The 20,096-nt window shown below is 62.2% G+C and carries 18 protein-coding genes; 7 read left to right on the forward strand and 11 right to left on the reverse strand.

The genetic code is table 11. The features are described 5' to 3' along the window. Positions 1 to 30: 30 nt before the first annotated feature. On the reverse strand, positions 31 to 921 hold the full coding sequence (locus KY465_RS10795; RefSeq protein WP_219201641.1) for a prephenate dehydratase: 891 nt from the start codon (positions 919 to 921) through the stop codon (positions 31 to 33). 59 nt (positions 922 to 980) lie between these two features. Beyond that, positions 981 to 1,742 carry a 3-deoxy-manno-octulosonate cytidylyltransferase gene (locus tag KY465_RS10800; RefSeq protein WP_219201642.1) on the reverse strand — a complete coding sequence of 254 codons (762 nt, stop codon included), beginning with the start codon at positions 1,740 to 1,742 and terminating at the stop codon, positions 981 to 983. Positions 1,743 to 1,900: 158 nt separating this feature from the next. Here KY465_RS10800 and KY465_RS18860 point away from each other — a divergent pair, with 158 nt between their 5' ends. The 6 genes from KY465_RS18860 (at position 1,901) to KY465_RS10830 (ending at position 9,914) form a co-directional block, all read left to right on the forward strand. After that, positions 1,901 to 2,863, forward strand: a complete 963-nt coding sequence (locus tag KY465_RS18860; protein ID WP_219201643.1) for a c-type cytochrome — start codon at positions 1,901 to 1,903, stop codon at positions 2,861 to 2,863. Positions 2,864 to 3,065: 202 nt separating this feature from the next. After that, positions 3,066 to 4,904: an extracellular solute-binding protein gene (locus tag KY465_RS10810; RefSeq protein ID WP_219201644.1), complete on the forward strand. Its 1,839-nt coding sequence runs from the start codon at positions 3,066 to 3,068 to the stop codon at positions 4,902 to 4,904. A gap of 145 nt (positions 4,905 to 5,049) precedes the next feature. After that, on the forward strand, positions 5,050 to 6,147 hold the full coding sequence (locus KY465_RS10815; RefSeq protein WP_219201645.1) for a microcin C ABC transporter permease YejB: 1,098 nt from the start codon (positions 5,050 to 5,052) through the stop codon (positions 6,145 to 6,147). Continuing rightward, entirely contained in the window at positions 6,147 to 7,295 is a 1,149-nt protein-coding gene (locus KY465_RS10820; RefSeq protein ID WP_219201646.1) for an ABC transporter permease, read from the forward strand. Before KY465_RS10815 ends, KY465_RS10820 begins: the two co-directional genes overlap by 1 nt. Continuing rightward, positions 7,292 to 8,932: an ABC transporter ATP-binding protein gene (locus KY465_RS10825; RefSeq protein WP_219201647.1), complete on the forward strand. Its 1,641-nt coding sequence runs from the start codon at positions 7,292 to 7,294 to the stop codon at positions 8,930 to 8,932. The genes KY465_RS10820 and KY465_RS10825 overlap by 4 nt, the downstream gene beginning before the upstream one ends. Positions 8,933 to 8,957: 25 nt before the next feature. Next, the gene (locus KY465_RS10830; RefSeq protein ID WP_219201648.1) at positions 8,958 to 9,914 is read left to right on the forward strand and encodes a 2-hydroxyacid dehydrogenase; all 957 of its coding nucleotides are present in this window, start codon (positions 8,958 to 8,960) and stop codon (positions 9,912 to 9,914) included. Here KY465_RS10830 and KY465_RS10835 read toward each other — a convergent pair. From KY465_RS10835 to KY465_RS10850, 4 genes are all read right to left on the reverse strand, one after another. Beyond that, the gene (locus tag KY465_RS10835; RefSeq protein WP_219201649.1) at positions 9,908 to 10,375 is read right to left on the reverse strand and encodes a PACE efflux transporter; all 468 of its coding nucleotides are present in this window, start codon (positions 10,373 to 10,375) and stop codon (positions 9,908 to 9,910) included. The two genes, KY465_RS10830 and KY465_RS10835, sit on opposite strands and share 7 nt — an antisense overlap. Positions 10,376 to 10,525: 150 nt before the next feature. Then, entirely contained in the window at positions 10,526 to 11,386 is an 861-nt protein-coding gene (locus tag KY465_RS10840; protein ID WP_219201650.1) for a C40 family peptidase, read from the reverse strand. Then, positions 11,383 to 11,748, reverse strand: coding sequence for a MarR family transcriptional regulator (locus KY465_RS10845; protein WP_219201651.1), 366 nt, complete (start codon positions 11,746 to 11,748; stop codon positions 11,383 to 11,385). The genes KY465_RS10840 and KY465_RS10845 overlap by 4 nt, the downstream gene beginning before the upstream one ends. Before the next feature lie 55 nt (positions 11,749 to 11,803). After that, positions 11,804 to 13,222, reverse strand: a complete 1,419-nt coding sequence (locus tag KY465_RS10850; protein ID WP_219201652.1) for a leucyl aminopeptidase family protein — start codon at positions 13,220 to 13,222, stop codon at positions 11,804 to 11,806. A 202-nt stretch (positions 13,223 to 13,424) separates the two neighbouring features. Between KY465_RS10850 and KY465_RS10855 the strand changes: the two genes are divergently transcribed. Continuing rightward, positions 13,425 to 14,246: a tetratricopeptide repeat protein gene (locus KY465_RS10855; RefSeq protein ID WP_219201653.1), complete on the forward strand. Its 822-nt coding sequence runs from the start codon at positions 13,425 to 13,427 to the stop codon at positions 14,244 to 14,246. A gap of 180 nt (positions 14,247 to 14,426) precedes the next feature. Here KY465_RS10855 and KY465_RS10860 read toward each other — a convergent pair whose 3' ends face one another. The 5 genes from KY465_RS10860 to KY465_RS10880 are packed head-to-tail and all read right to left on the reverse strand — an operon-like array spanning position 14,427 to position 20,096. Beyond that, positions 14,427 to 15,413, reverse strand: coding sequence for a type II secretion system F family protein (locus tag KY465_RS10860; protein ID WP_219201654.1), 987 nt, complete (start codon positions 15,411 to 15,413; stop codon positions 14,427 to 14,429). Positions 15,414 to 15,427: 14 nt separating this feature from the next. Then, entirely contained in the window at positions 15,428 to 16,438 is a 1,011-nt protein-coding gene (locus tag KY465_RS10865) for a type II secretion system F family protein (RefSeq protein ID WP_219201655.1), read from the reverse strand. A gap of 10 nt (positions 16,439 to 16,448) precedes the next feature. Then, positions 16,449 to 18,047 (reverse strand): TadA family conjugal transfer-associated ATPase, encoded by a 1,599-nt coding sequence (locus KY465_RS10870; RefSeq protein ID WP_255561560.1) that lies wholly within the window; start codon positions 18,045 to 18,047, stop codon positions 16,449 to 16,451. 28 nt (positions 18,048 to 18,075) lie between these two features. After that, complete coding sequence (locus tag KY465_RS10875; protein WP_219201656.1) at positions 18,076 to 19,353, reverse strand: CpaE/TadZ family protein; 1,278 nt, start codon at positions 19,351 to 19,353, stop codon at positions 18,076 to 18,078. A gap of 38 nt (positions 19,354 to 19,391) precedes the next feature. Beyond that, on the reverse strand, positions 19,392 to 20,096 hold the full coding sequence (locus KY465_RS10880) for a CpaD family pilus assembly protein (RefSeq protein WP_255561561.1): 705 nt from the start codon (positions 20,094 to 20,096) through the stop codon (positions 19,392 to 19,394).

Consider the following 20,096-nt stretch of genomic DNA (forward strand, 5'->3'; position numbering starts at 1 on the left):
GCGCTGTCCTCGCCATGCTCGGTCAGCGGCTTACTGCCCTTCCGCGCTGTCCTCGCCATGCTCGGTCAGCGACTGGCGAAACGGATGTGCCGGATAAACGCCAAGGATGTTGATCTCGCGTGAGAAAAAGCCGAGCTCCTCGAGTGCGCGGGCGACGTTCGGCTGATCGGGATGGCCATTAATATCGGCATAAAACTGAGTGGCAAAGAACTTGCCGCCAAGCTGGTAGCTCTCCAGCTTGGTCATGTTGACGCCATTGGTCGCGAAGCCGCCCATGGCCTTGTAAAGCGCCGCGGGCAAGTTGCGAACACGAAACACGAAGGTGGTGACGACAATCTCTCCTTCCTTCGGAACCGGCGGCGTTACCGGTTGGCGCGAAAGCACGACAAAGCGGGTGACATTGGTTTCGGTGTCCTCGACATCTTCTTCGAGAATATCGAGACCGTAGAGTCCGGCTGCAAGGCGCGGCGCCAGGGCCGCCATCGAGCGGTCACGGGTCTCGGCGATCAGCTTGGCGGCGCCAGCCGTATCGCCGGCCACCACCGGTTTCCAGCGATTGTCGCGAATGATTTTGCGGCACTGGCCCAGCGCATGGATGTGACTGTGGACGGTGCGAATCTCGTCGCGGCCAACCCCCGGCAGAGCCATCAGCTGAAAATGGATCGGCATGAAATATTCGCCGACAATGTGCAGCCGCGACTCGGGCAGCAGATGATGGATGTCGGCAACACGGCCGGCGATGGTGTTTTCGATCGGGATCATGGCCAGATCGGCCTCGCCCTGCTCAAGCGCGATGAAGGCATCCTCGAAGGTGGCACAGGGCAAGGGCTGCATGTCCGGGAACATGTCGCGGCAGGCCATGTCGGAATTGGCCCCGAACTCGCCCTGGAAGGCAATGCGATTGGTTATTTCTTTAGCCATGGGCACGTCCTCGCTGCGTGGATGCATCTGTCATGCGCGGCCTGCGCAAGTCACCGGGATCAGCCGCCGAGAATTCGGCGCGCCTTCTCGAGGTCGTCCGGGGTATCAACGCCAAGCGGGACGGAGTCAACGATAGCGACATCGATGCGCATGCCGTTTTCCAGAGCCCGGAGCTGTTCAAGCGATTCGCGGCGCTCCAGATGGCCGGGCGGCAATGCCACAAATCGCTCAAGAGCAGCGCGGCGATAGGCATAAAGACCGATGTGATGATACAGTGGTCCATCCCCCCATGGCGCGGTGGCGCGGGTGAAATACAGCGCCCGCAGACGCGTTTCGCCGCTGTCATTCCCGCCTGTGCAGGGGGTCCCGACCACCTTGACGATATTGGGGTTCGTCTTCTCCGCCTCATCGGTGATCTCGACAGCAATCGTGGCGATATCAACGTCGGGATTGTCGAGCGGCGAGACGACTTTGCGGATAGCCTCAGGCTCGATGGCCGGGATATCGCCCTGCACATTGATGATGGTGTCGATGGTTCCCTCGCCATCAATTGCGGCGAGCGCTTCGGCAATGCGGTCGGAACCGGAGAGATGATCGTCACGAGTCATCACGGCCCGCACCCCCTCGGCCTGCAGGCACTCGACAATCCTCGGCGAATCGGTTGCGACAACCACCTCGCCGATGCCGGCTTGCTTTGCCCGGCGTGCGACGTGCAAAATCATCGGTCGATCCCCGATCATTGCCAGCGGCTTGCCGGGCAGCCGCGTCGACTGCATGCGGGCGGGGATGATCAGCACTGTCCTGCCGGCGGGGCTTGCCATTCTGTGCGAAATCCTCAATGAAGCGGCCAAGGTACCAAAATGTCTCACCCAGCGGGCGACAAACGCGGTTGCAACAGCCACGCAAAAGACATAGGTTCCGCGCGATTTCAAGCCCGGTCCGGGTATCGAGGACCCGGATATGAATGGGAGCGATGCTCATGAACTCCTCTTACCTGAACGCTGCCGCGGGTGCTTTCCTCGGTGTCGTTTTCGTCGTGATGACCCTGTCGATTGTCTCCGAGGGCCTGTTCCACTCGGAAGCTCCGGAACAGGCCGGCTTCGCCATCGTCGCTGATGAAAGCGCCGGCAGCGGTGATGCGGCCCCGGCTGAGGAAGGCCTGCCGGAAATTGCACCGCTGATGGCTTCCGCCGACCCGGCAGCCGGCGAGAACGTCTTCAAGAAATGCGCGGCCTGTCACACGGTTGATCCCAGCGGCACCAACAAGGTGGGCCCCGGCCTCTACAATGTGGTCGGCGCCGAGATCGCGGCGCATGAGGGCTTCAACTACTCCTCGGCCCTACAGGAATATGCAGAAGGCCGGCAGTGGGATTACGAGCATCTGAACCGCTTCCTGTTTGCGCCCAAGAAGGAAGTGCGTGGAACGGCGATGGGCTTTGCCGGCCTCAAGAAAGAAGAGGATCGCGCCAATGTGATCGCCTATCTTCGCGAGCAGTCGGATAGCCCTGCACCACTGCCGAGCCCGGAAGAAGCGGCGGCTGATGACGATGCAGCAGCCGATGACGAGGCGGCTGCAGGTGACGAGGAGACCGTTGCTGGCGACGAGGCTGCGTCCGAGGAAACGGATACTCCGGCGACCGATGATGCTCCGGCGACGGCGGACACCGCGGCTTCGGAGGATGACGGGGTCGCCGCAAGGGTGAGCGAGGAAAGCGAGACCGAAGCCGACCCGGAGGCAACGCCGGACGGCGTGATCTCCGACGAGACGGCTCCTGAGGACATCGCCGAAACATCGACCGAATCGGATCCGGTTGCAGAGGACTCCCCGGCCGAGGTGGTGACACCGGCCGAGGCTGAAGCCGACGAAGAAACCGATGCGTCGATCGAGCCAGAGACGGCCGAGGAACTGACCCCTCTCGAAAAGCCGGTCTCGGCCGAGTAGGACCAGGGTAGCCGCAAGCTGCAAAGAGAATTTGGGTAGCCGGGCAACAGCCCGGCTATTTTTTGTTTGCTCTGCCTTTTTATTGAGCGGCGAGGCCGTGCATTACGCGGCTTGACAACTTGGCGGCCTGTTTTTGGCCGCAGACTGCACTAGTGTGGAGATCGATGCCCCTTCGGGGAGAGCCTGAAACCGGAGCCCGCCCATGACCCATCGTCTCGTTCCTCTTCTCTCACTTGCCGCGCTCGCCCTGAGCGTGGTGCTGCCCGTAACACGCGCAGCGGAGAATGTCGGCGGGTGGACACACGCCATGGCGATCGTCGGTGAGCCGAAATATGCGGAGGGCTTTGCACGGTTCGATTACGTCAATCCGGAGGCGCCCAAAGGCGGTCATCTGGACCTGTCGGAAATGGGGTCTTTCGATACGCTCAATCCGTTGCCGGCGAAGGGCGATCTCGCGGTTGGTCTGGGTCTCGTGCTCGAACCTCTGATGATGGCGACGGAAGACGAAATCGCGACCAGCTACGGGCTGCTGGCGGAAGCGGTGAAGTATCCGGCTGATTTTTCCTCTGTCACCTTCAGGCTGCGTCAGGGAGCACGATGGCACGATGGCGAACCGGTAACTGTTGAGGACGTCATATGGTCATTTGAACAGACTGTTGAGAACAACCCGTCGCGGCAGATCTACTACCGGCATGTCAAAAGCGCCGAGAAGACGGGGGCGCGCGAAGTCACTTTCACCTTCGACGAGGTCAACAATCGCGAATTGCCGAAGATTGTCGGCGATCTGCTGATCCATCCGCGGCACTGGTGGGAATCCGAGGGACCGGATGGGGAAAAGCGCGATATCTCCGCGACCACGCTGGAGCCGATCATGGGCTCGGGTCCTTACCGCATCTCCTCTGTGCGGCCGGGCGACAGCATGACCTTTGAACGGGTCGAGGATTACTGGGGCGCAGATCTCAATGTCAATGTCGGCCGGCACAATTTCGCGTCAATCCAGTACACCTATTTCGGCGACCGCAACGTCGAGTTCGAGTCCTTCAAGGCCGGTGACACGGATTTCTGGAGCGAGAACGAGGCCAAGCGCTGGGCCACGGCCTACGATTTCCCGGCCGCAACGAATGGCGAGATCATTCGCGAGGAAGTGGACAATCCCTATCGCTCGGTGGGCGTGATGGTCGGGTTCATTCCCAATCAGCGGCGCGCAAGGTTTCAGGATCAACGTGTGCGGCAGGCGTTGAACTATGCCTTCGACTTCGAAACCCTGAACCGGTCGATCTTCTACGGCCAGTATCAGCGGATCAGCAGCTACTTTCACGGCACGGAGCTCGCCGCATCGGGGTTGCCGACGGGCCGCGAGCTGGAGATCCTCGAAAGCGTCCGCGACAAGTTGCCCGAGCGGGTCTTTACGCAACCCTATGAAAACCCGGTAGCCGGTGATCGTACACAGCTGCGCGAGAACCTGCGCAAGGCGGTGGAGCTGTTCAAGCAGGCCGGCTATGAGTTGCGCGGCTCACAGATGGTCAATGCGGCGACCGGTGAACCCTTCACACTGGAAATCCTGCTCAACTCGCCGATCATCGAACGGGTCGCCCTGCCCTATACCCAGACCTTGAAGCTGATCGGTATCGCCGCGACGGTGCGCTCGGTCGATTCGGCGGAATACACCAACCGGCTGCGCAGCCGCGATTTCGACGTCACCTATAATGGCTGGGGTCAATCGCTGTCACCCGGCAACGAGCAGCGCGAATACTGGGGAACGGAAGCCGCCGATCGCGAAGGCTCGCTAAACTATGCCGGCATCAAGAACGAGGCGATCGACACGCTGGTGCGTCAAGTCGTGCTGGCGAAGGATCGCGACGATCTGGTGGCGGCCACCCGCGCGCTCGACCGGGCGCTTCTGGCGCACCACTATGTTATCCCGAGCTACACGCGTCGCTCGCAGCCGATCGCCTATTGGACAAAGCTGCAGCGGCCAGCCGAATTGCCCCATTACGGGCTCGGTTTTCCGGACGCCTGGTGGATGGCCAAAGAGCGTTGAGGCGGTTTGAGGCTTGCGCGGCCGGGCACATTCGATTCTGTATGGGCAGGATCGAATCAGACCAGACTTCACAGATCACATGCGCGCATCATCCGGTGCTTGAGGGACATGAGGACATCGTGACGAGACGCAGGGACCAAGGCTGATGGGCGCCTATATTCTGCGCCGCCTGCTGTTGATGATCCCGACGCTGCTCGGGATCATGGCGCTGTCCTTTGCGGTGGTGCAATTCGCACCCGGTGGCCCGGTCGAGCAGGTCATTGCCGAGCTGACGGGCCAGGGCGATTCAAGCACGCAACGGATTTCCGGGGGCAGCGACCTGCAGGGCGCCGGCGAACAGTTCGGCGATGATCTGAATGGTCAGTATCGCGGCGCCCAGGGCCTCGACCCGGAATTCATCAAGAAGCTTGAAAAGCAATTCGGCTTCGACAAGCCGCCGCTCGAACGGTTCGGCTTGATGATCTGGGATTACGCCCGGTTCGATTTCGGTGAAAGCTTCTTTCGCAACATCTCGGTTATCGAACTGATTGGCGAGAAACTGCCAGTTTCGATCTCGCTTGGGGTGTGGATCCTGCTTCTGTCCTATCTGATCTCCATACCGCTCGGCATCCGCAAGGCGGTCAGCGATGGTTCGCGCTTCGATATCTGGACCTCCGGCTTGATCATCGTCGCTTACGCGGTCCCGGGTTTTCTGTTTGCGATCATGCTGATCGTCGTTTTCGCCGGCGGCTCTTTTCTCGACTGGTTCCCGCTGCGCGGGCTGACCTCGGAGAACTTTGCTTCGATGAGCTGGCCGGAGAAGATCCTCGACTATTTCTGGCACCTGGCATTGCCGCTGATTTCGCTGTCGCTGGCTGCCTTTGCGACAACGACGCTATTGACCAAGAACTCGTTCATCGACGAGATCCGCAAGCAATATGTGACGACGGCGCGCGCCAAGGGTCTGACCGAGCGGCAAGTGCTCTACAAGCACGTCTTCCGCAATGCGATGCTGATCATCATCGCGGGTTTCCCCGGAGCCTTCATCACGGCATTCTTTTCCGGTTCGCTGCTGATCGAGACGATCTTCTCCCTCGACGGCCTCGGACGGCTGGGGTTCGATTCGGTGGTCAAGCGTGATTATCCGGTGGTGTTTGCAACGCTCTACATCTTTTCCCTGATGGGCCTGGTGATCGGCCTCATCTCCGACCTGATCTACACCTGGGTTGATCCGCGCATCGACTTCGAGAAGCGGGACGTGTGATGGCGGCGGGATTGCAGACAGCGGACGAACAGGTGGTGGCGCAACGCCCGAAGGGCTGGCTGTCGCCGACCAACAAACGGCGCTGGGCAAATTTCAAGGCCAATCGGCGCGGCTACTGGTCGCTCTGGATCTTTGCTGTGCTGTTCATCCTCAGCCTCGGGGCCGAGTTCATCGCCAATGACCGGCCGATCATCGCGTCCTACAAGGGCGAGATCCTGATGCCGGTCTTTGTCGATTATCCGGAGGAGAAATTCGGCGGTTTCCTGGCCCACACGAATTACCGCGATCCTTTCATTCGTGACGAGATCGAGGCGAATGGCTGGATGGTCTGGCCTCCGGTACGCTATTCCTATCTGACCGCCAATTCCTACATTCCCCATTCGGCACCCACGGCGCCCTTCTGGACGATGAGCCGCGCCGAATATTGTGGCGGCTATCCGCAAGGGGAAGACGATCCCGAATGCATGCTGGGCAATCTGAACTGGCTGGGAACCGACGACAGCGCCCGCGACGTCTTGGCGCGGATGATCTACGGGTTTCGCATCTCGGTGCTGTTCGGGCTGGCGCTGACGCTGTTTTCAGCATTGATCGGCGTGACGGCAGGGGCGATCCAGGGGTATTTCGGCGGCTGGACGGATCTGCTGCTGCAACGGTTCATTGAGATCTGGTCGGCGATGCCGGTGCTCTACGTGCTGCTGATCATCGCGGCGATCCTGCCGCCGGGTTTCTGGGTGTTGCTCGGCATCATGCTGTTGTTTTCTTGGACGGCCTTTGTCGGTGTGGTGCGGGCCGAATTTCTGCGGGCGCGCAACTTCGAATATGTCAACGCGGCACGGGCGCTCGGCGTTGGCAATGGCACGATCATGTTCCGTCATTTGCTGCCCAATGCGATGGTGGCAACATTGACCTTCCTGCCGTTCATCCTGTCGGGTTCGATCACGACCCTGACCTCGCTCGACTTCCTCGGCTTCGGACTGCCGCCGGGATCGCCCTCGCTGGGTGAAATGATCGCGCAGGGCAAGCGCAATCTGCAGGCGCCATGGCTCGGCTTGACCGCCTTCTTCACGATCTCGATCATGCTGTCCCTGCTGATCTTCATCGGCGAAGCGACACGCGACGCCTTCGATCCGCGAAAGACTTTCCGATGAGCGGGGCGGCGACTGATCCGATCCTCTCGGTGCGTGATCTGAGAGTGGATTTTCATCAGGAGGGCGTGGCGCAACGCGCCGTTGACGGCGTCTCCTTCGACATTCATCGCGGTGAGACGGTGGCGCTGGTCGGCGAGTCCGGGTCAGGCAAGTCGGTCTCGGCCTTGTCGATTCTCAAGTTGCTGCCCTACCCGGCGGCCAGTCATCCCTCCGGTCAGATCCTGTTCAAGGGCCGTGATCTGCTGTCGGCCTCGGAGAAAGACCTGCGCGCCGTGCGCGGCAACGACATCACGATGATCTTCCAGGAGCCGATGACATCGCTGAACCCGCTGCATTCGGTGGAAAGGCAGCTGGCCGAAATCCTGGCGATGCATCAGGGAATCCGGCAGTCGGCGGCGCGGCCGCAGATCATCGAGCTTCTCGACCAGGTGGGCATCCGCGATCCGGCCTCTCGGTTGAATGCCTATCCGCATGAATTGTCGGGCGGCCAACGGCAGCGGGTGATGATCGCCATGTCCCTGGCGAACCGCCCGGAACTGTTGATTGCCGATGAGCCGACGACAGCGCTGGATGTCACCGTGCAGGCGCAGATTCTCGAGCTGCTTGCGGACCTGAAAAAGACGCATGGCATGGCGATGCTGTTCATCACCCATGATCTCGGCATTGTGCGCAAATTTGCCGATCGGGTGTGCGTGATGACCGGCGGCAAGATTGTCGAGACCGGTAAAACCGCCGAAATTTTCAACAACCCGCAACACGCCTATACGCGGCATCTGCTGGCCGCCGAACCGAAGGGTGATCCGCTGGCCGCGGAAGGCGCCGCCAGGACAGTGATGCAGGCGGAGGATGTGAAGGTCTGGTTTCCGATCCGCAAGGGGTTTCTGCGCAAGACCGTCGATCACGTCAAGGCGGTGGATGGTGTCTCGCTGGAATTGCGCGCCGGCCGGACGCTAGGCGTCGTCGGGGAATCAGGGTCGGGCAAGACGACACTCGGGCTGGCGCTGATGCGGCTGATCCGTTCGCAGGGCTCAATTCGATTCGAGGGAGAGCCCATAGACAGTCGGTCATTCGCTGAAATGCGGCCGTTGCGCCACCGGATGCAGGTGGTCTTTCAGGATCCCTTCGGTTCCCTGTCGCCACGCATGTCGATCGCCGAAATCGTCGGCGAGGGATTGCGCATTCACGCTTCGGACCTGACGGCGAAACAACGCGATGAGCGGGTGGCAGAAGCGCTCGAGGAGGTCGGGCTCGATGCTTCGACCCGCTGGCGCTACCCGCATGAATTTTCCGGCGGCCAGAGGCAGCGTGTGGCGATCGCCCGCGCGATCGTCCTCAAACCGCGCTTCCTGATGCTTGACGAGCCCACATCGGCTCTGGACATGAGCGTGCAGGCACAGGTGGTCGATCTGCTGCGCGAATTGCAGGACAAGCATGATCTCGCCTATCTGTTCATCAGCCACGATCTGAAAGTGGTGCGGGCGCTGGCGCACGAGGTGATGGTGATGCGGCTCGGCCAAATCGTCGAAGAGGGACCGGCCGACAAGATTTTCGACCGGCCGGAGACCGACTATACCAAGGCCCTGATGGCGGCCGCCTTCGATCTCGAGGCAGTGCCCGGCGACGCGGTGAGCGATTAGTCCAAGCAATAGGGAGGCAGGCCGGATGGCAGAGCGCGGGCACATATTGCTGGCGGTGACCGGTTGGGATCCACAACCCTGGCAGGCGGCACTGGCGCGCCATGCGCCGGACCGACGCGTCGTTCTGGCGCCGGACGGCGCGCAGGATCCTGCCATCGATTATGCTCTGGTGTGGAACCAGCAAGCCGGGCTGCTGACGCATCTGCCGAACCTGAAGGCGATCTTCTCCCTTGGTGCTGGCGTCGATCACATTTTCAATGATCCGGAGCTGCCCGAGGTACCGATCGCGCGCGTGGTGTCGCCGGATCTCACCGAGCGCATGAGCGAATATGTAGCCTGGCAGGTGCTTGATCATCACCGACGCGGTCCGGCCTATCGAAAGCAGCAGGAGGGGTGCGTCTGGCACGAATTTCTGCCGCAGCCGGCGGCGAGCGAGATGACTGTCGGCATCATGGGACTGGGAGAACTGGGGCGGGATGCCGCTCGCAAACTCAGGAGCCTCGGTTTCCGGGTCAGCGGCTGGTCGCGGCGTGCACAGCAGATCGAGGGGATTGATGTGTATGCCGGGGCGGAGCAGATGCCGGATTTTCTTGCCTCTGCGGAAATCTTCGTCGTGCTTCTGCCTCTAACGCCGGAGACGCGCGGCATTCTCAATCACGGCACATTCGCGGCCATGACACGCCGCGAGCACCTTGCGGCGCCGGTTCTGATCAATGCCGGACGCGGCGGTCTGCAGGTCGAAAGCGATATCGTGGCTGCCCTCGATATGGGACTTCTGTCGGCGGCCAGCCTCGATGTTTTCGAGACCGAACCGCTTGATGCTGCCAGCCCGCTGTGGGGTCACGCCAAGATCACGGTCACGCCGCACGCGGCCGCTGCCTCAAGCCCGGACCAACTGGTCGGGCCCATCATTGCGCAGATCGAAGCATTCGAGCGTGGCGCGCGCCTCGACAACCTGGTCGATCGCCGTGCCGGCTACTGATCGCCGGCGCTGCTGGCCGCCTGTTTCACCATGCGAGGTGCGCGCGGTGCGGACGGAATGGGGAAGAGCACATCGTAGACCCAATTGAAGATGAAGGTGTAGACCAGGTAGAACGCGGCGAAGGACACATCCATCAACAGCGCCTGCATCAGCGAGACACCGAGATACCAGGCGATGAACGGCAGCAGAACGATCAGCAACCCGCCCTCGAACATCAGGGCATGGATGATGCGCAGGGCGAGAGACTTGCGCGGCGATCCGCGCAGGCGGAGCAAGGCATGATCGAAGCCGAGATTGAAAAGATAGTTCCAACCGGTGGCGATGGTGGCACTCACCACGGCCACCAGACCAATGTCGTGCAGTGGCGTGCCGAAGGCCCAGGCGCCGAGCGGTGTGACCAGCAACAGCCCGATCAGCTCAAACGATATGGCGTGGCGGATGCGGTCCCTGACGCTGCGCATAGTCCTGCTCCCTGAAAAAGATGCGTCTGGCGCCGGGTCGTCCCGACTTGTGTTCCCTTCAGGGGGAGGCCGTCCTCACTTGTGGCGTTATATGGCCGGACGGAGAGGCCAAGACAAGGGCCCGCAAGACGCTCGGTGCGCGCCGGCTTGTCAGGGGCGGCGAAACCCTGTCGGCGCGCCGTAAAGAGGGCGGATCCGCTCGATCGCGTCGGCGAGCGGCTCACGCGTGACCGTCATCGTGCCGCCGGAGGCATGCAGAATGGTGTTCTCATCCTCCAGCAGAGCCACATGTCCGCCCCAGAAAACAAGATCGCCGCGGCAAAGCCCATCGCGTCCGGGTTCGATCGGTTGGCCGAGACATTCGGACTGCATGTCGGAATCGCGCGGTGCCGGCCGGCCCGTCATGTTCAGCGCCATCTGCACGAGACCGGAACAATCGATCCCGAAGCCGGATCGGCCGCCCCACAGATAGGGTGTTTCGAGAAACAATGCCGCGACCGCCAGCGCATCATCGGCCCTGGGCGCATCGAGACTGTCGCAGTGGACGGCAATGAGCGCCTCGCCGCTCGGCAGGAGAAAATAATCGGTATCGCGTGTGGTGGCTGACCCGGCAATCGTTAGCCGGCTTGCCATCGACAGGGCGCGCGTCGGCGGCAATTTGAGGTCGGGGCCCGGATAGAGGAATGTGCGCGGCCGCGAGACAATGTGCGTCGTTGCGGCCTGGGGGGCATCGGCCAAGCCGGTCTCCGCGACATAGCCGACAAAGCCATCATGCGCGCATTGCACCCACGCCCATCCTTCCTGCCGGTCAAAGACGCGCACGTCTTCGCCAAACAGAAGCTGAGTTTCGATGCCGGCATCATGACGCGGACGGGAGCGCAGATCGAGAATGGCTGCGGTGACGCGCGCAGACTGACCCTCGACGAAGCGGGACGCGTGAACACGTCCGGCGAGCGCGCTATCCGCAAGGTCGGGGCGATAGGCGTTGAGGCGGTGATCGAGTTCCTTCATGCGACGCCGCCATCCCACGGCAGCGCCCGGGCCTCACGGATGATCGTGTCGCCGAGCCGCTCGACAAACAGAGCACCTTCAACCGTGCGCTTGATGATGACATTGCGGCGATCGCGATCATCGCGCACGCGGCGCACGAGACCGAGGTTGCCCATGCTGTCGAGCGCCCGGGTGATGACCGGCTTGGTCACGCCGAGCCGGCTGGCGAGGCCACGCACGGTGTGCGGCGGCGGTTTCAGATAGATGTGCAGCAGGATCACCATCTGGCGCAAGGTGAGATCAGGGCCAACGAAGGCCAGATGCGACAGGGTGGCAGCATGCCACAGTCCCAAAGCCTGGGCGGGCCGGAGATCGATGGACATGACGTGCGTTGCCGGTTTCGTTTCGGTTCCGGTCCATTGTCGCGGAAATATAGGCCTACCGCAAGTCTCGCGGCGGGTAGCGCTGAGCGAGCACGGTGAAGAGCGCGCGGATTCCATAGGCCTGGCCGCCGATCGGCGCATGCGGCTGGGCTTTCGGCATCCATCCGAAGATATCGAAATGGCACCAGGAGATGTGCGGCTCGACAAATTGCTGCAGAAACAGAGCGGCTGTAATGGCGCCGGCAAAACCGCCGGCCGGCGCGTTGGTCAGGTCCGCCACCGGCGTTTCGAGCATTGCCTTGTAGGGCGGATAAAGCGGCATGCGCCACAGCGGGTCGCCCACCGCTTCAGCGGCGCCTGCGAGTTCGCCGGCGAGGGCATCGTCATCGGTGAAGAGCGGCGGCAGTTCCGGCCCCAGCGCCACGCGGGCCGCTCCTGTCAGTGTCGCCATGTCGATGACCAGGGCGGGGGACTCCTCGCAGGCCAGCGTCAGCGCATCGGCGAGCACCAGGCGGCCTTCGGCATCGGTGTTGTCGACCTGGATGGTCGGCCCCTTGCGGCTTTGCAGAATGTCGCCGGGGCGGAAGGCGTTGCCGGCAACGGAGTTCTCCACGGCCGGTATCAGAACGCGCAGATCGATATCAAGCCCGGCATCCATGATCATCAGGGCCAGGCCGAGGACGTTGGCGGCACCCCCCATGTCCTTCTTCATCAGGAGCATGGATGAGGACGGCTTGAGATCGAGACCGCCCGTGTCGAAACATACGCCTTTGCCGACAAGCGTCACCTTGGCGGCGCCGGGGCGGGCCAATCGCAGATCGAGGAGACGTGGCGCCTCGGCCGCCGCCCGGCCGACCGCATGGATCAGCGGCAGGTTGTGCGCCAAAAGCTTTTCGCCGCTGGTCACGGTCAGATCCGCACCATAATGGCCGGCCAGGCCGTGGGTCACCGCTTCCAGTGCAGCCGGGCCCATGTGGTTGGCGGGTGTATTGATCAGGTCGCGTGCCAGATCGACGCCGGCCACGATGCGCTCGACATCATCGCGCAATGAGCTGTCATCGACCGCCAGTCGGACCGATTTGTCGCGCGGCTTGCGGAACGTCTCGAAGCGATAGGCGCCCATGGCGAAACCAAGCGCGTGGCGGGCCGCATCGGAACCGGCATTTTCCAGATGCCATGTGCCCTCCGGCAGCAGATCGGCCAGTTTGCCGGCGATGAAGGGATGGCGCTCCCGCGAAGGGCTGTCGCGATCGCCCAGCCCGAACAGGGCTCCGGCAAGTTCACCCTCACCACCGGGCACCAACAAAAATCTGCCCTCGGTTCCGGTAAAGCCGGCGCTGTCCGCCCATTGCCTAACCTGAGCAGGAAGATCCACCTGACCGGCCTCTCCCTTGCCAAGCAGCCAGATCGGCAGGCTGTCCTCGCCTTGCGAAACCAGAGGGAAATCACGAGAGATAAAGCGATATGGCGCCATGGTTGAGCCTTCTAAACTGCCCCGGCCGCCTCAGTCTGGCGGTGCGCAGACCAAACGTCTTGCCGGGGGAATCACGCGTTAAGGTTTGGTTAGGGTTAACAGATTATTGATCGGATGAGGAAGCGGCGGCCGGGCTGGAATGATGGCGCCACGGGGTACCAGGTCTCCACCGGCACCGGCCCGGTGGAAGGGATGACCATCGATGATCAGAAATTCGTTTTGCAAGACAACGGGGCGCAGATTGCGCAGTTCGGCGGCGATCATCCTGATCGCCACGGCACTGGCCGGCTGCGCCGCCAAGGCGCCGCTGACGACCGGCTCAATCGGCAATTCCGGCAAGGCCGTGGAATCCATGAACGCGCATGAGCTGCGCGCAGCGACCGAACGCTATGGGCGGGCTTACGAGAAAAATCCTGCAGATGCGGCGACCGGCATGCGGTATGCCGAAATGCTGCGCATGTCCGGCCGCAACGACCAGGCGCTGGCCGTGATGCAACAGGTGGCGATCCACAATCCCGAAGAACGCACGGTGCTGGCCGCTTATGGCAAGGCGCTGGCGGGCGCCGGACAATTGCAGAAGGCGCTGGAAACGATCCGCCGGGCGCAAACCCCGGACCGCCCGAACTGGCAGCTGCTATCGGCTGAAGGCGCGGTGCTCGATCAGCTCGGCAATGCCGGCGAGGCACGCGAGCGGTATCGCAAGGCGCTCGATTTAAAGCCAAACGAGCCCTCGATCCTCTCCAATCTCGGCATATCCTATCTGCTGGCAGGCGACCTGCGCACCTCAGAAACCTACATGCGCAAGGCTTCAACGCTGCCCGGCGCCGACAGCCGCGTGCGGCAGAATCTGGCGCTCGTCGTCGGCCTGCAGGGTCGGTTCGCGGAAGCCGAGCAAATCGCGCGCGCCGAACTGGCGCCGGATCAGGCGGAAGCCAACGTCGCCTATCTGCGGGCGATGCTGTCGCAGCAGAATGCCTGGGCGCAACTGTCCGATCAGGATGGCGACGCCGGCAACACCAATTAAGCCGGCTTCCTTCGCCGGTTTCGAGAGACCGGCCGGCGACCCGGCGAACCGGACCCGACGCCCCTCCCCTAATCAAAAACAGTGCACGGGGTTGTGCCGCGCGGCCGGATTACCCGGCCGGCCGCCGCCTGGCGGCGATGTGGACAGATGCGCTGCTGCGCGTCGGCGGCGAGCCGCTTTCTACTGAAAGGTATCCATCACCTGAATGATGGCCGGGCCGAGAATAACGCCGATCAGCACCGGCAGGAAAAACAGGATCATCGGCACGGTGAGCTTGGGCGGCAGTGCGGCCGCCTTTTTCTCGGCCTCCGTCATGCGCGCATCGCGGCTTTCAGCGGCCAGCACCCGCAGCGCCTGCGCGATCGGCGTGCCGTAGCGTTCCGATTGGATCAACGCCTGGGTCACCGACTTGACCGCCTCGAGATTGGTGCGCGATCCGAGATGCTCGAAGGCCATGCGCCGATCCTGAAGATAGGAGAGTTCGGCGGTGGTGAGCAGGAATTCCTCGGCGAGCGCCGTCGACTGCAGGGCGATCTCCTCGGCGACACGCTTCATCGCCGCTTCGATCGAAACGCCCGATTCAACGCAGATCAGCAGGAGATCGAGTGCGTCGGGCCAGGCCTGCTTGATTGATTTTTGCCGCTTTCCGGCCCGGTTGGATACATACAGATTGGGCAGGTAGAAACCGGCATAGGCCGCGACGATGCAGGCCAGAAGACGAACGGTAAATGGCTTTTCCCCGAGGTAACCAAGCCCGAAAATATAGACTATGGCTGCGCCAAGCACGACGAAGGGCGTAATCAATCGCGCGAACAGAAAGACGTTCAGCGCATTCTGGGTGCGAAAGCCGGCAACCCGCAGTTTGGCAACAGTCGCATCATCAGCCAGGGCCTTGCGCAGATTGAGCTGATCGACGATCTGGCGGATCGACTTGTTGTCACGGGTGCGCAGCCCGGCAACCTTGTTGTTCTTTGCTTCGGCATTGAGGCGCGAGCGCTCGCGCGCACGGATCTCCTCGCGTTCAAGCGCCACGGATCGCATGCGGGCGTCAAGATCACTGCGCTCGAACAACGGCATCAGCAACGTGAAAAGAGTTGCGAACACCGCAATCGAGACCAGAACCGGCACCAGGAAGACCGGATCAGTGATTGAGCTCATGACATCCATCAGCCGATCCTTTCCTAGAGTTCAAAATTGATCATGTTGCGCATGACGAGAATGCCGATCGACATCCAGATGCCGGAGGCGATCATGATCAGATGGCCGCGCGGGTCGGTGAACAGGAGCATCATGTAGTCGGGCGAGGTGAGATAGACGAGGAGAGCAACGATAAAGGGCAGCGAGCCGATGATGACTGCCGAGGCCTTGGCTTCCATCGACAGAGCATTGACCTTGGCTTTCATCTTCTTGCGGTCACGCAGAACGCGGGAGAGATTGCCGAGGGCTTCCGACAGATTGCCCCCCGCCTGTGCCTGGATCATGATGACGATGGCAAAGAAATTTGCTTCCGCGAGCGGCACGCGCAAATAGAGGCGGGCGCAGGCTTCGGGGACGGTCAGTCCGATCTGCTGGGCTTCGACGATACGGCGAAACTCGGTGCGCACCGGCTCCTGTCCGTCGCTGGCAATCATGCGGATGGCATCGTTGAGCGGCAGGCCGGACTTGATCGATCGCACCATGATGTCGAGGGCGTTGGGGAATTCGTTGAGGAAGGCTTTCAGGCGGCGATTGCGCAGAAAGCGGATGACCCAGCGCGGAAAGCCGAAGGAGGCGGCGATCCAGGCGCCGACCGCCACGGGCACGTTGCCCTGAGAGGCAAGCGCGAACAGGGCCACAACCGTGCCGAAGACGATGGACCAGACATAGAATTTGCGAACCGACATCGTCAGGCCGGCCTGCTGCAGACGGGCGCTCAGCGGCGGTGATTTATGACGGTCCTTCTCGCGCTGCTTGTCTTCCAGCGTCTTGAGCGAATCCTGCATGGATTTGCGCCGTTTATTGGCTTCCACCATACGGTCGCGGGCGGCATTGACCTTGGTGCGATCGGTTTCCGCCGACTTGACGCGGCTGAGCCGGCTGGCCGACTTCTTTTCCGCTTCAAGGCGATTGTAGAGCACGCCATAGCCAAGCCCGCCGGCTGCCAGGGCGGCCAGTCCGATAACGGCAAGTAGCGTGAGATCAAAACCGAACACGGGTGGGCTCCTACTGCGACATCTTTTCCATGGCGTCGAGGGCGGCGGCGAGCCGCTGATCCTCGCCGTAGTAACGGGCGCGGTCCCAGAAGGCGGGGCGGCCGATGCCGGTTGAGCGGTGTTCGCCGGTGAGACGGCCATGAGCGTCTTCGCCGAGAATGTCGTAGCGCATCAGATCCTGGGTGATGATCACATCGCCCTCCATGCCGGTCACCTCGGTAATGTGCGTGATGCGGCGTGAACCGTCGCGCAGGCGCGCCGCCTGTATGACGACATCGACCGATCCGGCAATCATCTCGCGCACCGTCTTGGCGGGAAGAGTGTAGCCGCCCATGGCAATCATCGATTCCATGCGGCTCAGGCACTCTCGCGGGCTGTTGGCGTGGATGGTTCCCATCGAGCCATCGTGGCCGGTGTTCATGGCCTGCAGCAGATCGAAGACCTCAGGGCCACGCACCTCACCGACGATGATGCGCTCGGGGCGCATGCGCAGACAGTTCTTGACGAGGTCGCGCATGGTGACCTCCCCTTCGCCCTCGATATTGGGTGGCCGGGTCTCGAGGCGCACGACATGTGGCTGCTGCAATTGCAGCTCGGCCGAATCTTCGCAGGTGATGATGCGCTCATCAGCGTCGATCGAACCAGTCAGACAGTTAAGAAGGGTCGTCTTGCCCGAGCCGGTTCCCCCGGAGATGACAACATTGCATCGGCTGCGGCCGATGATCTGCAGGATCTGCGCCCCTTCGGGGGTAATCGCACCGAAGCGGACAAGCTGGTCGAGGGTCAGCTTGTCTTTCTTGAACTTGCGGATGGTCAGGCAGGCACCATCGATGGCGAGCGGCGGCGCGATCACATTGACGCGGCTGCCGTCGGGCAGGCGCGCGTCACAGATCGGACTGGATTCGTCGACGCGACGGCCGACCTGGCTGACAATACGCTGGCAAATTGACAGCAATTGCCCTGCATCACGAAACCGTACGTCGGTTTCCTGCATCTTGCCTTCGACCTCGATATAGGTGGTGCCTGCCCCATTGACCATGATGTCGGCGATATCGTCGCGCGCCAGCAGAGGTTCGAGCGGGCCGTAACCCAGAACGTCGTTGCAGATGTCGTCGAGCAGTTCTTCCTGCTCCGCGATCGACAGCGCGAAGTTCTTGATGGTGATGATATCGTTGACGATATCACGAATTTCCTCGCGGGCGCTGTCAGCATCGAGCTTGGCCAGTTGCGACAGATCGATGGTGTCGATCAATGCCGAGAAGACCTGCGACTTGGTGTCGTAATAGGCTTCGTTGCGGTTGGCCTTGCGGCGTGCCGGCTCTTCACGGCGCGGTATCGCGGAGCCGGCAGAAGATGCCTTGCCCGCGGCGGGCGTGGCAGCAGCGGGCGCCGCTGTACTTGCTGCGGGCCGCGGCTCGGCGGCTGCTTCCCGGGGAGCGACCCCCTCCAGCGCTTCGCGTTCGATCGGCACTGCGGCAGCGTCGCCTGCTTCAACGGTGCCGGCGTCAGGAACGGCCCGTTGTGTCGCCGGCGCCGGTTTGCTGGCGGGTGGACGAGCGGACGGCTGGGGCGGTCTTGGCGAGCCTCCGGATGGACGTTTTCCAAACATTCGTGACTTCCACCTAACGGTTGGCGGCCTAGCGGCCGAGCAATCCCATCAGCCCAGACAGGCCTGATTTCTTGCGTTTTTTGACTTCCGAGCGGCCGGTGACGATGTGCGCCAGTTGCGAAATCGATTCAGCAATCGGCGAACGCGCATTGGCTTCGGCGATCATCAGGCCGGAATTGGCCGCATCGCCAAAAATCTGCGGCTCAAACGGCAGGATGGCCACCGGCTCAACCCCCAGCGGTTCGCAAAAGACGTCGACGGCGATCTCCGGCCGTTTGGCAATGCCCACCTGGTTGAGCACGAACAGCGGCGGCGTATCGTTCGGCCGGAGCTTTGCAAGCGTGTCGAACAGGTTCTTGGTGTTGCGCAGATTGGCAAGATCCGGGGTCGCGGTGATGACGATCTCGTCGACGCTGGAGAGAAGCTGGCGCGTCCAGTCGGTCCACAGATGCGGCACATCGAGGACGCAGACCGGCGCATTGCGTTGAATGACGTCAAGAACCGGGAGGAAGGCATCGCCGCCAAAATCATAGACACGGTCGAGCATGGACGGCGCTGCGAGCATCGACAGATGCTCCGAGCACTTGGCGAGCAAACGGTCGAGAAAGACCTCATCGAGCCGGTCGGGAGAAAAGACGGCCTCGGCCATGCCCTGGGCCGGATCGTTGTTGAAGTCGAGATTGGCCGTGCCGAAAGGCAGATCGAGATCGGCAAGAATGGTCTCGCTCTCGAAAAGCTCGGAGATCGCCCAGGCGCAGTTATGAGCCAGCGTCGAGGAACCGACACCGCCCTTGGCGCCGAGAAAGGCAATGGACCGGCCCAAAGGCTCGGCGTCCGGATCGACGAAGATGGTCGAGATGACGCCGATAATGTCGGCCATGGACACCGGCGCGACGATATATTCGGAGATGCCGTTGCGGATCAGCTCGCGGTAGAGCGTGACATCATTGACGTGACCGACGATGACCACCCGCGTGTCGGGATCGCATACCTCAGCCAGCTGGGCGAGATCACCCATCAGGTCCTCGGTGTCCTGGCGCGATTCCAGGATCAGCAGATTGGGTGTCGCGGAACTGGCATACATGCTCGCCGCCGCCGGTACGCCGCCGGAATTGATGCGGGCGTGTACCTTCGCCATGCGGCGATCTTCGGTACAGCGCTCAAGCGTCTTGGCGAGGCTGTCGGTTTCGCAAAACGCATGGATGGAAATGCGCGGCAGCGGGCGGATGCGCTCGAAATCGCTGCGCTCTTCGCTTGCCCCTTCGAGCTCCACTTCCGGCGCGGCTGCGTATTCAATATTCGTCATCGGTCGATTCCTGCTTCTCAAGCGGTTGCCGCGGCGGCCTATTCAATGGTGCCGCTGCCATCCTCACGGTAGCCTTCAATGACTGTGGCACGCCGCGATGCATCAATCGGTGACATGCCGCGCGGTCCGAGCAGATCGCCGGGATTGGCTATCTGCGCGGCAAGGTTGCTCTGGCTCGAACACCCGAAATTCTCGTAGTTGCGGTTTTCATCGGGTTCGCTGAGCATGTCCTCCGGCCATCGGCCACACGGCCCCGCGGAGGCGGAGGTCGCGAGGAAGGCAATGCGGATTGGCGCGGCATCATCGGCGGTGGCCGTGGCGTAGGTGGTTGTCAGCATGCGTTCGCGCGGAATGCCTTCGGCACTGAGCACGTCAATGACCTCGCCGCGCAGGTAAGAGGCGGCGCCGGCATTGGCCGAGCCGACCGGTGTCATGATGTAGAGCGAGCCCGAGGAGAGCTGGCGGTAGCGGTCGGCCGCACCGCGCACGGATTCGCGCTTGGCGGTGGTCAGCGTGCGATCGCCGGAGGCCACGGGAATATCAAATGCGTGCTCCTTCTCGGAGATAATGATCGGATGGCGTGTCCGGTAATCGTCCGGTATGGCGCCAACCTCCACATGCTGCGTTTTGAAGGCCCCACAGCCGGTCAGCATAAGCACTGCCATGGCGGTGATGCCGACAGCGGCAGGGCGGCGCCGACGCGCCTTCGTGGCGGGCGAATGGGGTGTGGTCATGCGTGTCAT

It is taken from the genome of Neohoeflea coraliihabitans, assembly GCF_019334345.1.
GTDB lineage: Bacteria > Pseudomonadota > Alphaproteobacteria > Rhizobiales > Rhizobiaceae > Pseudohoeflea > Pseudohoeflea coraliihabitans.

Bases quoted from the DNA above. Each gene is read 5' to 3' on its own strand.
- KY465_RS10835 (WP_219201649.1), bottom strand. From the start codon at position 10,375: ATGCGCAGCGTCAGGGACCGCATCCGCCACGCCATATCGTTTGAGCTG.
- KY465_RS10825 (WP_219201647.1), top strand. From the start codon at position 7,292: ATGAGCGGGGCGGCGACTGATCCGATCCTCTCGGTGCGTGATCTGAGA.
- KY465_RS10870 (WP_255561560.1), bottom strand. From the start codon at position 18,047: ATGTTTGGAAAACGTCCATCCGGAGGCTCGCCAAGACCGCCCCAGCCG.
- KY465_RS18860 (WP_219201643.1), top strand. From the start codon at position 1,901: ATGAACTCCTCTTACCTGAACGCTGCCGCGGGTGCTTTCCTCGGTGTC.
- KY465_RS10830 (WP_219201648.1), top strand. From the start codon at position 8,958: ATGGCAGAGCGCGGGCACATATTGCTGGCGGTGACCGGTTGGGATCCA.
- KY465_RS10815 (WP_219201645.1), top strand. From the start codon at position 5,050: ATGGGCGCCTATATTCTGCGCCGCCTGCTGTTGATGATCCCGACGCTG.
- KY465_RS10855 (WP_219201653.1), top strand. From the start codon at position 13,425: ATGATCAGAAATTCGTTTTGCAAGACAACGGGGCGCAGATTGCGCAGT.
- KY465_RS10845 (WP_219201651.1), bottom strand. From the start codon at position 11,748: ATGTCCATCGATCTCCGGCCCGCCCAGGCTTTGGGACTGTGGCATGCT.
- KY465_RS10795 (WP_219201641.1), bottom strand. From the start codon at position 921: ATGGCTAAAGAAATAACCAATCGCATTGCCTTCCAGGGCGAGTTCGGG.
- KY465_RS10860 (WP_219201654.1), bottom strand. From the start codon at position 15,413: ATGGATGTCATGAGCTCAATCACTGATCCGGTCTTCCTGGTGCCGGTT.
- KY465_RS10850 (WP_219201652.1), bottom strand. From the start codon at position 13,222: ATGGCGCCATATCGCTTTATCTCTCGTGATTTCCCTCTGGTTTCGCAA.
- KY465_RS10840 (WP_219201650.1), bottom strand. From the start codon at position 11,386: ATGAAGGAACTCGATCACCGCCTCAACGCCTATCGCCCCGACCTTGCG.
- KY465_RS10880 (WP_255561561.1), bottom strand. From the start codon at position 20,096: ATGACACGCATGACCACACCCCATTCGCCCGCCACGAAGGCGCGTCGG.
- KY465_RS10810 (WP_219201644.1), top strand. From the start codon at position 3,066: ATGACCCATCGTCTCGTTCCTCTTCTCTCACTTGCCGCGCTCGCCCTG.
- KY465_RS10820 (WP_219201646.1), top strand. From the start codon at position 6,147: ATGGCGGCGGGATTGCAGACAGCGGACGAACAGGTGGTGGCGCAACGC.
- KY465_RS10875 (WP_219201656.1), bottom strand. From the start codon at position 19,353: ATGACGAATATTGAATACGCAGCCGCGCCGGAAGTGGAGCTCGAAGGG.
- KY465_RS10800 (WP_219201642.1), bottom strand. From the start codon at position 1,742: ATGGCAAGCCCCGCCGGCAGGACAGTGCTGATCATCCCCGCCCGCATG.